The organism is Pseudoalteromonas sp. 2CM39R, assembly GCF_023161845.1.
The window spans coordinates 50821-66463 of sequence record NZ_JALNTM010000028.1 but is presented as its reverse complement, the minus strand read 5'-3'; the positions used below and the strand labels follow the sequence as shown (position 1 = coordinate 66463).

The 15643-nt window shown below is 41.4% G+C and carries 12 protein-coding genes; 4 read left to right on the top strand and 8 right to left on the bottom strand.

What is annotated here, in order from left to right; all coding sequences use genetic code 11:
• Positions 1-128: 128 nt before the first annotated feature.
• Positions 129-809 carry a M48 family metallopeptidase gene (locus MTF66_RS34335; RefSeq protein ID WP_248530014.1) on the bottom strand — a complete coding sequence of 227 codons (681 nt, stop codon included), beginning with the start codon at positions 807-809 and terminating at the stop codon, positions 129-131.
• Between the two features lie 102 nt (positions 810-911).
• Between MTF66_RS34335 and MTF66_RS34330 the strand changes: the two genes are divergently transcribed.
• The gene (locus MTF66_RS34330) at positions 912-1892 is read left to right on the top strand and encodes an ion channel (RefSeq protein ID WP_248530013.1); all 981 of its coding nucleotides are present in this window, start codon (positions 912-914) and stop codon (positions 1890-1892) included.
• Here MTF66_RS34330 and MTF66_RS34325 read toward each other — a convergent pair.
• Positions 1889-2959 (bottom strand): GGDEF domain-containing protein, encoded by a 1071-nt coding sequence (locus MTF66_RS34325; RefSeq protein ID WP_248530012.1) that lies wholly within the window; start codon positions 2957-2959, stop codon positions 1889-1891. The two genes, MTF66_RS34330 and MTF66_RS34325, sit on opposite strands and share 4 nt — an antisense overlap.
• A 137-nt stretch (positions 2960-3096) precedes the next feature.
• On the opposite strand from MTF66_RS34325, the gene MTF66_RS34320 reads away from it, so the two are divergent.
• Both MTF66_RS34320 and MTF66_RS34315 read left to right on the top strand, forming a co-directional pair.
• The gene (locus MTF66_RS34320; protein ID WP_248530011.1) at positions 3097-6426 is read left to right on the top strand and encodes a PAS domain S-box protein; all 3330 of its coding nucleotides are present in this window, start codon (positions 3097-3099) and stop codon (positions 6424-6426) included.
• A complete protein-coding gene (locus tag MTF66_RS34315) occupies positions 6423-7412 on the top strand; it encodes a two-component system response regulator (protein WP_248530010.1) in 990 nt (329 codons plus the stop codon). The genes MTF66_RS34320 and MTF66_RS34315 overlap by 4 nt, the downstream gene beginning before the upstream one ends.
• 11 nt (positions 7413-7423) lie before the next feature.
• Here MTF66_RS34315 and MTF66_RS34310 read toward each other — a convergent pair whose 3' ends face one another.
• Positions 7424-7825, bottom strand: coding sequence for a VOC family protein (locus tag MTF66_RS34310; RefSeq protein ID WP_248530009.1), 402 nt, complete (start codon positions 7823-7825; stop codon positions 7424-7426).
• The gene (locus MTF66_RS34305) at positions 7818-8465 is read right to left on the bottom strand and encodes an HD domain-containing protein (RefSeq protein WP_058583739.1); all 648 of its coding nucleotides are present in this window, start codon (positions 8463-8465) and stop codon (positions 7818-7820) included. Before MTF66_RS34305 ends, MTF66_RS34310 begins: the two co-directional genes overlap by 8 nt.
• Before the next feature lie 135 nt (positions 8466-8600).
• Between MTF66_RS34305 and MTF66_RS34300 the strand changes: the two genes are divergently transcribed.
• Positions 8601-9791, top strand: coding sequence for a class I SAM-dependent methyltransferase (locus MTF66_RS34300; RefSeq protein WP_248530008.1), 1191 nt, complete (start codon positions 8601-8603; stop codon positions 9789-9791).
• Here the strand turns inward: MTF66_RS34300 and MTF66_RS34295 are convergent.
• From MTF66_RS34295 to MTF66_RS34280, 4 genes are all read right to left on the bottom strand, one after another.
• Positions 9788-10084: a PilZ domain-containing protein gene (locus tag MTF66_RS34295; RefSeq protein ID WP_054564030.1), complete on the bottom strand. Its 297-nt coding sequence runs from the start codon at positions 10082-10084 to the stop codon at positions 9788-9790. The genes MTF66_RS34300 and MTF66_RS34295 overlap by 4 nt on opposite strands.
• A gap of 8 nt (positions 10085-10092) precedes the next feature.
• Positions 10093-10506 carry a two-component system response regulator gene (locus MTF66_RS34290; protein WP_282658903.1) on the bottom strand — a complete coding sequence of 138 codons (414 nt, stop codon included), beginning with the start codon at positions 10504-10506 and terminating at the stop codon, positions 10093-10095.
• 73 nt (positions 10507-10579) lie between these two features.
• The gene (gene hrpA, locus MTF66_RS34285) at positions 10580-14470 is read right to left on the bottom strand and encodes an ATP-dependent RNA helicase HrpA (protein ID WP_248530007.1); all 3891 of its coding nucleotides are present in this window, start codon (positions 14468-14470) and stop codon (positions 10580-10582) included.
• A gap of 260 nt (positions 14471-14730) precedes the next feature.
• The gene (locus tag MTF66_RS34280; protein ID WP_248530006.1) at positions 14731-15621 is read right to left on the bottom strand and encodes a peptidylprolyl isomerase; all 891 of its coding nucleotides are present in this window, start codon (positions 15619-15621) and stop codon (positions 14731-14733) included.
• Positions 15622-15643 lie beyond the last annotated feature (22 nt).

Genomic DNA, 15643 nt, shown 5'->3' with positions numbered 1-15643 from the left:
CCGAGCGGCCAAAGGGATCAGACTGTAAATCTGACGGCTCAGCCTTCGCTGGTTCGAATCCAGCTCCCTCCACCACTCTTTACTCTTTCTAGCTTTACTCTTTCTAACTTTACTCTCGCTAACTTAATCTACCAACTCAAACTACTTCCATTTGCTTTTAACCATTGCTCGGCTTTTTTATAATTTGGATAAAACTGGTTCACACGTTGCCAGAACTTAGCGCTATGGTTCATATGTAAAAGATGCGCAAGCTCATGTACAACCACATAATCAATCACCCAGGTTGGCGCACTTGCTAAATGTAAGTTAAAAGTCAGCTCGCGGCGTTTATTACAACTGCCCCAACGACGCTTATAATGTTGAATTTTAAGCTTTGTCGGTAATGTTTCTGACATCTGCAAACAATAATCATGAACACGCATTTCGATATAGCTCTCAAGCTTTTCATGTAAAAACTGCTCAAGTAATGCAAGGTAGTTAGCTTCTTGATGTTTGACACGTGATGATATTGATAAGGTAAGCTGAGACTGTGCATCTTGTTGCCACATGCTTTTCGGGCCTTTAGCGAATACTATCGGCACGTTTTGCCCAAACAACTTAATAGTGGCGTTTACTAATGGTAGTTGACGGCGCTCAGCTTGCATAGATTGCTTTGCTACTTGTTCAGCGACCCAATCCTGTTTGGTCTTTAGCCAAGCATCTATTTCAGCTTGTGGAACATAAAAAGGCGCATAAACGGTGAGTTTCTGCTGGGCAACTTTTATTGCCACTGTGGTTCTGCGTTTACTGCGCTTTAGGGTGTAATCCAACAAAGGTCAGCCAATTCGATTAATAAAAATAAGAGATTCCATTTTACCCTGCTAAATAGCTGCTAATCTATAAAGATGACTCACAAATAAGTTTTCATCCTTATGCCTGACAAACCATGTTGTAGTTATACCTCACCAACAGGTAACAAGTGCCAAGAAACAGATATGGGCTCTGGATTTTGCTTTTGGCATGATAGTAAATTTGATAAATCAGGGCTAGATCTAACCCAAAAATTAGAGCGTTATGCAAAAAAAGGTGGCTTGTTAGAAGGCTTACAACTGAAAAGAGCGAACCTTTCAGGGCTGAACTTGATCAAGCAGGATGATGAAGATGGCTATGATCTCTCATATTGTAATTTTTATCGTGCGAATTTAACGGGCGCTCACTTATTTAATAACAAAATCTCAAATGCCTCATTGATGAAAGCTAATTTACATAGCGCAAGTTTGCATTACTGTGACTTAAGAAATACCAACTTACTGGGTATTAAGCTCAACGACAGCAGAATTGATAATATCGAGCTTGGCGAGCAATTATTACAAGAATCAGCCGCATTTAAAGCACGTAAAAATAAGCAGCATGCTGAAGCACGAGACTTGTTTGAGCAATCTGAAGAAATATACCGCAATTTAAGAAAAGCCTCTGAACATCAAGGGCTTTTTGAGCTCGCCGGTAACTTCACCTACAAAGAATTAAGAATGCGCCATGCACAATATCCTAGAGGCTCAACCAAGCAAATTACTTCCAGCTTTATAGATATGCTATGTGGTTATGGCGAAAAGCCCGAAAACGTCATTCGCTTTAGCCTGTCACTCATTATTTGCTGTGCATTTTGTTATTTCTTATTTGGGGTAAGTTATCAAGATTCTGTGATGCAACTGAGCTTTGAAAACTCATTTCAAAGTAATTTATCGGCGTTACTAAATAGTTTTTATTTCAGCGTAGTGACTTTTACAACCCTTGGCTATGGTGACATTACGCCAATAGGTTTTTCGAGGTTAATCGCAGCCATAGAAGCATTTTGTGGTAGCTTTTCGCTTGCTTTATTCGTCGTTGTTTTTGTAAAACGTATGACCCGCTAACGCATAATGTATGAACCCTTATGCTCTTTTGCCTGATACATTTTTTTATCTGCACGATTAATTAACTCCTCTGCATCAACCGTGCTATCAAGAGGCGCTGCAATAAGACCAAAACTTAGATGAAGCTCAGGGTATTGTTGTTCAAATGCGGCTATAAGTTTTTCACAAATAGTAAAGGCGCTATCTAACTCGCAATCGGGTAAGATGATGCAAAATTCATCGCCGCCATAACGGCACGGTATATCAATCTCGCGAATATTTTCAAGTAAGTATTGCCCTATATATTTAAGGACTTCGTCGCCTTTTAAGTGACCTTGTGTGTCATTTACTGACTTAAAGTCATCTAAATCAAAATAAACAACCGTTAATGGTGATTTGTGACGTCTGGCTCTGGCAAGGTCGCGTTGTAGTAACTCTTGCATGACTCGCCGATTATAGAGATTAGTAAGTGGGTCAAGCTTAGCTAGCTTCTCAAGTTCTTGAGTACGCTGAGCGACTTTTTCTTCAAGGCCTTTTGCATACACTTCGGTGCGGCGTTTCGCATTTTCAATTTCGCCCACTAAGCTGTCGATATAAGTATCAAAGACCAATGTCGTATCAAAGTAAATTAATTTATCAATGATGTTAAGGGTATGATTTAATTCTTCTTGATCGCTTATTTTGGTGCGAAGTACATTAAAAATTAGTTCTTTTAAAGTGCACACTGCCGATAAGTAAAGCTTTGGTTCAACACCAATACGCTTATGTACCATTCCAATACGTAGACGGTTATTAACATATTCATGCTCGTAGCGACCACAAAATAAATCGATGATATACTGCCTTTGCGCATCTCTTAGCCGGGTTAAAGTATCTGCATCACCAATTAATAACGAAATTTCATCCACTTCAGTTTGTTTTTTGTAAAACTCATTCACTACATTTTCGATGGCTGATTCGATTATAGGTTTATAGTTCAAAAGAGATGACAGACTATTTGAAGTCAGCCCTAATAAGCTCATTCTGTGTTGGATTTCTACATCATTAATCTGCATTTGCTCAACTAATGTTTGCTCGGTTCTTCTCATCTACCCACCTCGAACTACTCCTTTTTAATTAAATATAGCCAAGGTTTTGAATCCTACGTACTTAAGTGATAGGTTTTTCTCTAAATTCAGAACAATTTGTATTAGACTGCTATAACAAGCCGTTTCAAAAAAATATTATGCTCGCGAAATTTTTTATCACCGATCAAGACCCCAGCTTAATTGTAAGTGGTGTCTATGATCCAAGCTTAGTTGCTCTTTCTATTGCTACGGCTATTTTTGCTGCTTATTTTTCACTCCATATCATTGATCTAGCAAATAGAACTCAATTTGATTCGTACCGAAGGTTAGGTAGTGCAACAAGTGCCTTGGTGATGTCAGGTGGGATTTGGAGTATGCACTTTATCGGCATGCTAGCTTTTTCATTATGCACCACCGTGGAGTACGACCCTACACTGACATTTTTTTCATTTATTCCTGCATTTTTAGCCTGCTATACCGCATTTTCATTTTTGAAACGCAAAGATTTAAAGCAAATACCAACAACAATAAAGCTACTCATAGGCTCTGTATTACTTGGCTCTGGCATTGGTGCGATGCACTACTCGGGGATGGCTGCCATGCAAATGAGTCCGCTGCTTCGCTACGACCCAGCTTGGTTTGCAGCATCTATTGTGGTCGCTGTTGCATTATCTTTTGTCGGCCTATATGCGCGCTTTCACCTAGGTGAGTATTTTAAAAAACTCACTGTGTTACAAACCCGCGTCATTTGCGCCATTATCTTTGGCTTTGCTGTGGCTGGTATGCACTATATGGGAATGGCCGCCACTCGCTTTGTTGCAACCTCACCTTTGTTATCTGAAAACGTTCAAACCTCACAACTCACTTTTATCGCCATTAGCGTTTCATTTGCCACCGTATTATTAACCGCTCTGGTTGGTATCATTAACGGCATGGTACGTTTTCGCTTATTACTGGCAGAAAAATCAGCAGAAGAGTCGCGCTTGGATGCCATTTTAGGCACTGCAATAGATGGCATCGTAACAATTAATATTCATGGCATTATTTTAAGCTTTAATAAATCCGCAGAAACTATTTTTGGTTGGCGACAAGACGAAGTGCTGGGTAAAAACGTAAAACTATTAATGAACGACGATATAGCCGCGCAACATGATGGTTACTTAGCTGACAGTAGCAGACATCAAGTTAAAAAAGTGATTGGCGTTAACCGCAATGTATTTGCAAAACATAAAGATGGTCATTTATTCCCGATTCGACTTGGGCTTGGGGAAGTAAAACAACCTAACGCAGAAACATTGTTTGTAGGCTTTATAACCGACTTAACTGAGCAACGTGCACTGCAGCAAAGTCTCGAAGAAAAAGAAAAGCAATATCGTACCTTAATGAACAATACTCCCGGCGCTGTATTTCGTTGTTTGTTAGATGAGCACTGGACAATGAAATTTATAAGCCCCAGTGTTGCTGACTTAACTGGTTACAGCCCTGAAGAGTTTACCGATGGCACAGTTACATTTGCTCAAATCATTAATAACGATGATGTAGCGCATATTGATGAAGTTATGGAAAAAGCCATAGCTGAAAAAAACCAATATGCGGTTGAGTACCGTATTCGCCATCGAAATGGAAACGTTGTGTGGGTTTTAGACCAAGGAACAATTAATGAAAGTAGTGATTCTGAACAAAAGTGGATCGATGGTGTACTTATCGATATCACCGCTCGTCACGAATATGAAGAATCACTCAAAAAAGCAAAACAAGAAGCTGAAGCTGCAGCACAAGCAAAACAATCATTTATGGCAAATATGAGCCATGAAATACGCACGCCAATGAATGCCATAATCGGCTTTAGCGACATATTAATGGATAGCCCACTCAGTAAAGAGCAACAAAAGCATATCATTACTGTGAATAAGTCAGCTCGTTCACTGCTGCATTTGCTCAATGAAGTACTAGATTCTGCAAAGTTAGAAAAAGGCAAACTCGATATTCAGGCTGAGCACTTTAACTTACAAGCCTTGCTCGACAATATCGTCTCGACCTTTTGGCTCGAGGCTAAGCGTAAAGATATTCTGCTTGATTTGATTATCGCTGATAGTGTTGCGCCTATTTATATTGGCGATGAGTCTCGCATTCGCCAAGTGATGAATAACCTCATAGGTAATGCCATTAAGTTTACAGAGCAAGGGTCTGTTACAATTACAGTGAGTCAAACTCAAAATAAACAATTGTTTTTCGAAGTACAAGACAGCGGAATTGGCATAGCCAAGCATCGCTTAGACGCTATTTTCCAGCCATTTGAACAAGCCGATGGTACCATGACACGCCGTTTCGGCGGCACTGGCCTTGGTACTACTATTAGTAAGCAGCTTGTTGAATTAATGGGTGGTTCAATTGGCGCTATCAGTGAAGAAGGCAAAGGCAGCTGCTTCTACTTTACCCTACCATTACAAGAAGGTGATATCAGCCAAGTCGATACCTTAACTTGCAATCAATTAAACTTACCAAAACTTCGCATATTAGTGGTTGATGACATTGAGCAAAATGTTGAGCTACTGAACATTTTGTTATCGCAAGCTGGGCACACCATTAGTACGGCTCAAAATGGCCTTGAAGCCATTGCAGCATTTGAGCAGCAAAGTTTTGATGTGATTTTAATGGATATTCACATGCCGGAATGTGACGGCATTACGGCATGTAAAGAAATTCGCGAAATAGAGAAAGTAAGATGCTTAAAAATTACACCTATCATCGCGTTGACGGCAAGTGTTTTACAACAAGATAAAATAACCACAAAGCAAGCCGGTATGAATGGCTTTGCAAATAAACCGGTTGATATTAACCAGCTGAACCATGAAATTGCGAAAGTACTTGGCTTAGAAATAAATAAAGTCACTAGCAATAAAAGCGGTGATGATAAAAAACACATCAACTACGACAAAGGTGTTTTGATGTGGGGCACTAAAGAGAAGTTAAATACGGAAATTGGCTTATTCCTTAGTAATCATCAACAGAGTATTCTACGACTGAAGGAACAGAAACTCAGTGAAGACGAACAAAAAGCAATTTTGCATACTCTTAAAGGGGTTGCAGGTAATTTATCACTCGCAAAATTACTATACTTGTTATCGAATGCTGAGAAGGAACGTGAAAAGGAAAGCTTCCCCACACTCATTGCCGAGTGCGAACAAGAGTGGCAAACGCTAATTGCATTACTTGAAGAACAGCCGCAGTCTAGTTCACAACAGCAACCTATACACGAAATGTCATTGGGCGCATTTATTAGCCAAATTGAGGCACTGCAAGCGCAAGCTGAGCATGCAGAAATAGACGATGATTTATTAAGCCAGGTGCAATCCCAAGCACCGGCAACCTACCAAGATCAGGTTGTTGAAATTTGTGCACATTTTGAAAACTTTGACTTTGATGCAGCAAGCACTGCTTTATCAGCTTTAAAGCATACTCTCCAAGCTGCTAAGGAACACCTATGACGCAAATCTCAGAACGTGCAAGAATTTTGGTCGTCGATGATGAACCAGCCAATTTAAAAGTGATCCGTGAAGTACTCGCTAACGATTATCGCTTATCGTTTGCAAAATCTGGCGAGCTTGCTCTTCAGCTCATTGAGAATGAACCTCCTAAGTTGATTTTGCTCGATATTATGATGCCAGATATGAGCGGTTTCGAAGTCTGTAAAGTGTTAAAAGCAAACCCTAAAACCGCTCATATTCCTGTTATCTTTGTTACCGCACTTTCTCATGAGCAGGATGAGTCTGAAGGATTTGCTCTAGGTGCAGTCGATTATATTACCAAACCAATTAGCCCTGCGATTGTCAGAGCACGGGTTAAAAATCATTTATCTTTAGTGCAAGCTGAACAACTGCAATTAGCCCATATTGATTTGATCCAACGTTTAGGCCGCGCTGCAGAATATAAAGACACCGACACTGGTGAGCACATTGCAAGAATGAGCCGTTACAGTAAAGTACTCGCCCTTGCCTATGGCATGAGTGAGTACGAAGCCGAACAGCTTAAACAGGCAGCGCCTATGCATGATGTCGGTAAGATAGGTATTCCTGATTCAGTACTTTTAAAACCTGGGCGCTTAAACGAAAACGAATACGAGCACATGAAACAACATGCCTTAATCGGCGCGAAGATTTTAGAGAACTCAACTTCGCCGCTATTACAGCTTGCTCATAAGCTTGCCCTTGAACACCATGAAAAATGGGATGGCACGGGTTATCCGTATGGCCTGAAAGCCGAAGAGATCAGTATAGAAGGGCGTATTGTCACAATTGCAGATGTGTTTGATGCTTTAACCTCAAAACGCCCTTATAAAAAAGCCTGGTCAGTTGAAGAAGCTCTCGATTTATTAAAAGACGAAGCCGGTAAGCACTTTGATCCACAGCTTATTGATTTATTTATAGGTCAGATAGACAACATAATAGAAATAAAAAATACTTATACGAGCTAATATCTTAGGTCTCATTTGAGGCCTTTTTTAATTGCATCGTAATCATGCGAAGTAATTTCGTGGCTATTACCAGCACAATCTTTAAAATACATTGAATAAGTAACACCGTGGTCAGCAACAAATGTTTTAACATCAAACTGAGCGAGATGCTCAAGCCAGGCTAAAAACTGTGCTGCATTTGCGCCAAAAGCAATACCTTTGCTTCTACCGTCTGCTTCAAAGAGTGCTAAACGAATTGTCTTTGCTTGGTCCTCTAAGGTTAAAGGGCCTTTTCCTTCATCCCAAAAAGCAAGCTCTGGTACAACATTAAAGCCTAGTACTTGCTGATACCACTTTATCGCAGCCGATAAATCATCAACATTTAAGTGGCAATGATCAACACCATGTAAAGATGGAATAGCCATGTTACTCACCAATTTCGGTTTTTAACTGCTCTAAAAATTCGAGCATGTAATCTGTGCGTCTTTTGGCTTCATCTTTTGCTGATGGCGTGTTCATACTCTCGCTAATGTGCAACAACTTAATGAAAAAATGATCGAGGGTATATTTTGTATCGTCAGGTTCGCGGTTTAAACAAAATGGGTCGTCTTTATGATACAAGTAGCGACCAATTGAGCCCCCTACTTTCATACAGCGACTCACACCGATTGCACCTAATGCATCCATTCGATCTGCATCCTGCACTATTTGCGCTTCAACACTTTGTACTTTGATATTGGCACTAAAGCTATGTGCCGCAATAGCATGATGAATAGCGCTAAAATACTGCTCAGGATAATTAATTGAAGCTAAAAAGCTTAACGCCTTGTCTGCGGCCATGGTCGATGCTTTTGCCCTGTCTGGGTGGTTTTTAGCAACCGCAACACAATCATGTAACCAAGCTGCGGGTAACACCACAGCCATTTCTGCCTGCTCGGCAATACATAACTGTTTTGCAACCCTCACTACTCGCTCAATATGACTAATATCGTGTGCGACATCGGCATGGAGTAAAGACAAAATAAAGTCTCGACACTGAGTTTCTAAAGCTGCAAAGTCTATTTCTGGCTGCATATACTGGCTATCACCATTAACTGATTGAAATTATGCTTACTTTAGCGTGGTTGCTGGATTTGTTCAAAACATTCATTGTATGTTTGCCAGTGCTTCATTAAACTATGCCCCCTTTTGTTTGACGCGAGAATCCCTATGTCATCTGCTATTTACCTGCAAGCTGGACGAGAAAAATCACTAAAAAGAAAACACCCGTGGGTGTTCTCAAAAGCCATTAAAAAAGTAAAAGGTAAGCCAGGACTAGGTGACACTGTCACTATCTATGACAATGACGGTAAGTTTTTAGCGATTGCAGCTTACAGCCCGCAATCGCAAATTCGCGCTCGCGTATGGAGCTTCGACCAAAACGATATCATTGACCAAGCATTTTTTGAAAAGCGTTTGCGCCGTGCCTATGATGCGCGCGAACAGGTGATCAGCGAAGGCGGCTTAACGGGTTTTCGTTTAAGCGCTGCTGAGTCTGACTACTTGCCAGGCATCACTATCGATAAATTTGATAATGTACTGGTGTGCCAACTGCTTAGTGCCGGTGCAGAGCGCCATAAAGGTGAAATTGTTGCTGCACTAATGACTATTTTCCCAGGCTGCGATATTTATGAACGTTCAGATGTTGATGTTCGTACTAAAGAAGGCCTTGAGCCAATCAAGGGCGTACTTTGGGGAAAAGAACCAACAGAGCCAGTCGTCATTGAAGAAAATGGCTTAAAACTCGAAGTAGACATTCTTGAAGGCCACAAAACTGGCTTTTACTTAGACCAACGTGATAGCCGTGCAGCCCTTGAGCGCTTTGTTAAAGACAAAACAGTATTAAACTGCTTTAGCTATACAGGTACTTTCTCGCTCTATGCTTTGCGTGGCGGTTGTAAGCACGTTACTAACGTCGATGTGTCACAGCCAGCACTTGATACGGCAAAGCGTAACGTTGAGCATAACAACCTTGATTTATCTAAAGTTGATTTCGTGAAACAAGATGTCTTTAAGTTATTGCGCCAATACCGTGATGAAGGTGTGCAATTTGATACTATCGTTATGGATCCACCAAAATTTGCTGACAACAAAGCGCAATTAACCGGTGCATGTCGTGGTTATAAAGATATTAATATGATTGCGATGCAGATCTTAAAACCAGGTGGAACCTTACTCACTTTCTCGTGCTCTGGATTAATGGAACAAAATTTATTTCAAAAAGTAGTTGCGGATGCTGCCCTTGATGCAGGTAAAGACTTATTAATTATGGAGCGGCTAAACCAAGCTGCCGACCACCCTATTGCTGGCAGCTACCCAGAAGGCTTTTATCTTAAAGGCTTAATTTGTAAGGTTTACTAGTTAAAACTTACAATTTCTAAACCGGCACTCAAGGAGCCATCTTGCTCCTTGGTTGCTCGAATCACACGGGCTGTCGCATCAAATGAAGTAATTGCCGTGCTAGTCGAAGCAATTAACACCCGATACAGACTGCCTATTTCTAAAACTTCATCAAGGTGTATTGCCAGCCCAGTTGCACTTAAATCAGTGCACATAGCCTGAATTTCTTCACCATTAACAACATCTAATGGGATCAGTTTTGCAGGGGTATGAATTTGCATGCGGCGAAAGTCGCGTTTCTCCTCATGAAACATATGGCCTCCTATACCAGTGTTTTTATTTTCTCTATTAATGTTTTAACAGAAAAAGGCTTCACTACATAGGCGTCGCACCCGGCATCAAACCCCGCTTTTTGTTCAAGCTCGGTTTCAAGGCCAGACACCATGACAACAGGAATCTGCTCTGTTTCTGGGGTGTTTTTTAGTAAGCGGCAAGTATCATAACCATCTAAGCCAGGCATACAAACATCTAGTAGTATAGCATCTGGCGGCTCCGCAATGGCTGAAGTTAAACACGATGCGCCTGAGTTTGCATAACTTAATGAAAACTCATCCCCAAGGCTTGCTTTGAGCATTTCAAAATTAAAATATTCATCATCGACGACCAAAATGGTTGGACGCGGTCGATTTACCGTACGCTCAGGAACTGAGATCGGTCTTTCCTTTTCAATGCCCACATAATCTCCTTTTAGCATCTGTGTTTGTAACTTAAAGCAAGGAGGCGCTAACCTCATTGCTCATTCCTTAGTATTATAACTCACATTCTTTGATTGCGTTTAAAACACGTTTAGCAGATACAGGATAAGGCGTCCCTAGTGTTTGTGCAAATAAAGAAACACGTAACTCCTGCTGCATCCAAAATATCGCACTGATCTCTTCAGGAATTGGCATGCCCTTAGGGATTTTGTTCGCTAATTTTTGATATTGCTCAGCTACTTTTTCAAGCTCAAGCACACACAACCTATCACGGTTAGGATCAACAGGGAGCTTTTCTAGGCGGCGTTCAATGGCTTTTAAGTAACGAATTAAATCTGTCATTTTTGCTGCGCCGTGCTGGCTAACAAAGCCTTTGAAAACTAAGCTTTGTAACTGTGATTTAATATCACCGTGCGCCGTGATCATGGTTAAATCAACGCGTCCTTTCATACGTTTATTTAAACCATGAGCAATACTCAGCACTTGCTCTACTTGGGTAGCGATCTCAACAACCGTATCACCAAGCTCACCACGAATTTGCTCTTTCGCTTTTTCAAATGCATCTGCAGTGCGGATATTGCCATATTTAATTAATAAGCTATCGACGGCTGCAGCAATACAGTCATCAATTAAGTCATTGACCTTACCAAACGGATTAAAGTACAAGCCTAATTTAGATTTGTTCGGTAAGTTTTGTTGTAAATACTTAATCGGTGATGGCACGTTTAATAACACTAAGCGGCGTAAACCTTGTTGGTGCGCCTGCTGTGCTTTGTGTTCATTATCAAATAGCTCAACCGCTGCTGAGTCTTTTTTATCCACCAGCGCTGGAAACGCCTTAATCTCGTATTGACCTTGTTTTTTCACGTAAGAACTTGGTAGCTCACCAAAGCTCCACTCGGTTAAATCAGCTTTCTCTATGCCCTTGTCGGCTACTTTCGATAAGGTATCCGTTACCTTACCTTGTAACTGTGCTTTTAGCTTAGATAGATTTAAACCACGAGCGAGTAACTTATCGTGTTCATCGCGCACTTCAAACTGTAAGCGTAAATGCGGAGCAAGGGTTGATAAATCCCATGCATCAGGTTCAACACGCACTCCTGTCATGCGCAATAAACGTGTGCTAATTGCATCAATTAGGTTACCTTGCATCGGCTCAATTGCAGCAAGTACCGCATCGGCGTAGTTTGGCGCAGGCACAAAGTTGCGACGAATCGTTTTTGGTAGCGACTTGATAAGCGCACAAATTAACTCATGCCTAAATGCAGGAATGTGCCAATCAAAACCGGTTTCTTGAACTTGGTTTAACAGCGCTACCGGAATTTGTACCGCAACACCATCAACGGCTTGCCCTGGATCAAAGTGATATGCTAGTGGTAATAATAAGTTCTCTTGCTGCCATGTATCTGGGTAATCGAACTCGGTAACATGATCGGCACCATGCTGCATTAACTCTTCTCGAGACATGTGCAAAAAGCGCTTATCTTTTTGCTTTTGCCCTTTCCACCACTTATTAAACGCAGCACGATTATTTACATCTTGTGGAATTTTCTTGTCGTAGAATTCAAATAGGGTTTGTTCATCAACTAAGATATCACGGCGGCGAGATTTATTTTCGAGTACCTGAATATCTTCAATTAACTCTTGGTTATATTGTAAAAAGCCTTCATTTTGACCCAGTTCTTGCTCTACTAAAGCGGTGCGAATAAACAATTCGCGACTTACTTTTGGATCAATATTGCTATACACACAGCGGCGCTTATTAACAATTAATAGGCCATACAAGGTTTGCTGCTCAAACGCGATAACTGCACCTGGCTTTTTCTCCCAATGCGGTTCACTGTAGCTGCGCTTGACTAAATGCTGTGCAAAGCCTTCAACCCATTTCAAGTCTATGCGCGCGTTGATCCGCGCATAAAGCTTACTGGTCTCAACAAGCTCTGCCGACATAATCCATTTTGGGCTCTTTTTAAATAATCCTGAACCTGGGAAAATATGGAATTGACTGTTGCGGGCGCCTTTATAAATTTGTTTTTCATCTTTAAAACCAATATGGCTTAACATACCGCTTAATAAAGATTGATGAATTCGCTCGCTATCAGCAACATTGGTAGTGGCCTTCATGCCCATTTCATTACATACCGTTGATAGCTGATAAACAATATCTTGCCATTCGCGAATACGCATATAGGCTAAAAAGTCCTTTTGGCATAACTTTCTAAACTGGCTATTGCTCAATTCAGATTGCTGCTCTTCAAGGTAATTCCACAGATTTAAAAAGGCGATAAAATCTGAATCAGGGTCATCAAAACGGCCATGCTTTTCATCCGCTGCACCGCGTTTTTCCTGTGGTCGCTCTCTTGGGTCTTGAATAGACAATGCCGCAACTATAATAATCACTTCACGCAGTGCACCTAAGCCATCGGCAGTCAGCACCATTTTCGCTAAACGTGGATCAACCGGTAAACGGCTTAAGCTTCTGCCTGATTTAGTAAGCTCAGTCTTTTTATGGCGTTTAGCTGGCTTAATGGCTTCGAGTTCTTCGAGTAGCGTTAAACCATCGTTGATATTACGGCTATCCGGCGCTTGCACGAACGGGAACTGTTGCATGTCGCCAAGCCCTAAGCCAAGCATTTGCAAAATAACAGAGGCTAAGTTGGTGCGTAAAATTTCAGGATCAGTAAACTCTGGACGCGAGTTAAAGTCTTCTTCGCTATATAAACGAATACAGATACCCGCTTCTATACGACCACAGCGGCCTTTTCGCTGATTGGCACTGGCTTGTGAAATAGGCTCAATCGGTAATCGTTGTACCTTAGTACGGTAGCTATAACGGCTGATGCGCGCGGTACCTGGGTCGATAACATAGCGAATACCCGGCACCGTTAGTGATGTTTCAGCCACGTTGGTAGCTAAAATAATATGACGGCGGCTATGCGGCGCAAAAATTCGGTTTTGTTCAGCGTTTGATAAACGCGAGTAAAGCGGTAAAACATCAGTGCCTTTGAGATTTCGCTTTGATAACGCATCAGCGGTATCGCGAATTTCTCGCTCACCGTTCATGAAAATCAGAATATCGCCGGGGCCTTCATCGCACAGCTCATCAACGGCATCAAAAATCCCCTGTAATTGGTCACCATCCGCTTCCATCTCGTCTTTGTTGATTTCAGTGGTTGGTCTATAACGAACCTCTACTGGGAAAGTTCGACCGGATACTTCGATGATGGGTGCATCATCAAAATGTTTAGAAAAACGCTCTGGGTCAATCGTCGCTGAGGTAATAATAACTTTTAAGTCAGGACGTTTTGGCAGTAAATTTTTTAAATAGCCTAAGATGAAATCGATATTCAGGCTACGTTCGTGGGCTTCATCGATGATGATAGTATCGTACTGATTTAGGTATCTGTCTTGTTGAATTTCAGCCAGCAGAATACCGTCTGTCATCAATTTAATATAGCTATTGTCAGAAACTTGGTCACTAAAACGAATTTTAAAACCCACTTGTTGACCTAGCTCGCATTGCATTTCTTCTGCAATACGATTCGCGACACTTCGAGCCGCGAGTCGGCGAGGCTGGGTGTGGCCAATGTATCCATCAACACCGCGGCCAAGCTCTAAACACATTTTTGGGATCTGCGTCGTTTTACCAGAGCCAGTTTCACCGGCAATGATCACCACTTGGTTATTGGCAATCGCCTGTTTAATGTCATCTTTCTTTTGGCTAACAGGAAGTTGCTCTGGGTAGGTCACTTTAGGCAATGCAGCCAAACGTTGCTCGCGCAATTGCTGCGAACGACTAATATCTTCTGCTATTTTTTGCGCTATGTTTGCTTGCTTAGTTTCATCGTTGATTTTTTTAATGCCATGAAGGCGTTTTTTGAAGATGAATTGATCTTTGCGTAAACACGTTTTTAATTCGCCGAACAGCGGACCTAGGTTAACCACCCGATACCCTTATATTTCTTAACCAATAGACTGATATTGTATCAAATAATCTATCAGGTGGTCATGGCTTTATTTATGCCAATTCGCTTAATTAAGTGGACAGTTTTGAGGCAATAAAATCTCGTTGATAACAAGGCAAAAATTTCGTTATTTAGTTGTTCTCGGCAATTGCTCCTGCATTGCTCTACCTCCTGCATCCATGCAGTCGTAAATGAGAGATTTTTAACGCAGTTAGCGACAGGTTTAATCCCTCAAAATGATTAAGTATTATTGCGAGTTGGCATAATCCGTTCGGTTGGAATTGGCATTGCACAAACATCGATGTAGTCAGGGCTTTCAACAAACCATTCTTCTACTCGATTTTTACGCGCTTCGATGAGGTCTTTAAATGCATTTGAGTTTGTTTTCATCACCCGAAATTCACTGTTATCTGTGTCTTTAATATCTGCTAATACTTGCATATCTGTGATGGGATTAAATGCCTGACCTTCAGTCGCTTTACGCTGCAATAGATTAAAATGCTCCATGCCTTCTAAAACGCGACCAAACACGGTGATATTACGGTCTAAATAGCGCTGGCTATTGCCGATGGTGACATAAAACTCGGTACCACCGGAATTGATATCATTACCGCGGGCCATGGCAAAAATTCCTGGGCAATGTACCTGCCATGTTTCGGTTTGGTCTTGGTTTTGTGCCACAGCAAAGCCATTTAAAAAGCCCGTTTTAGCGGCATAGCCATCAGGCCCTTTAAGCTCTGTAATCGCTAATGGAGTCTCAGTGCGTAGATAAAACTCAGCGGGTAACCCTTTTTTGGCATTTTTAACGGGTTTACTTTCGCTGGCATCCCCGCCCTGCGCGACAAACCCTTCAACAAATCGATACACACTTAGGCCTTGATAGAACCCTTCTTTGGCAAGCTGTCGCATGTTATTTGCATGAATGGGAGCTAGTGTATCGTTGAGTTCGATATAAGCAGCCCCCGTAGGTAAGGTTAATTTAATGACGTTTTCGGCACTGACTTTTCGCCACTCACTACTGCTTGCGGTTGTAATGATTTCGCCAGCGGAGCGTTTTTGACTTGTTTCTTTTGCAGCAATTGGTGCAGCTAAAACTACGCCAAGGCACAGAGTTAATAGACTTAATTTCATTGTTATTATCTTTTAAGTAATT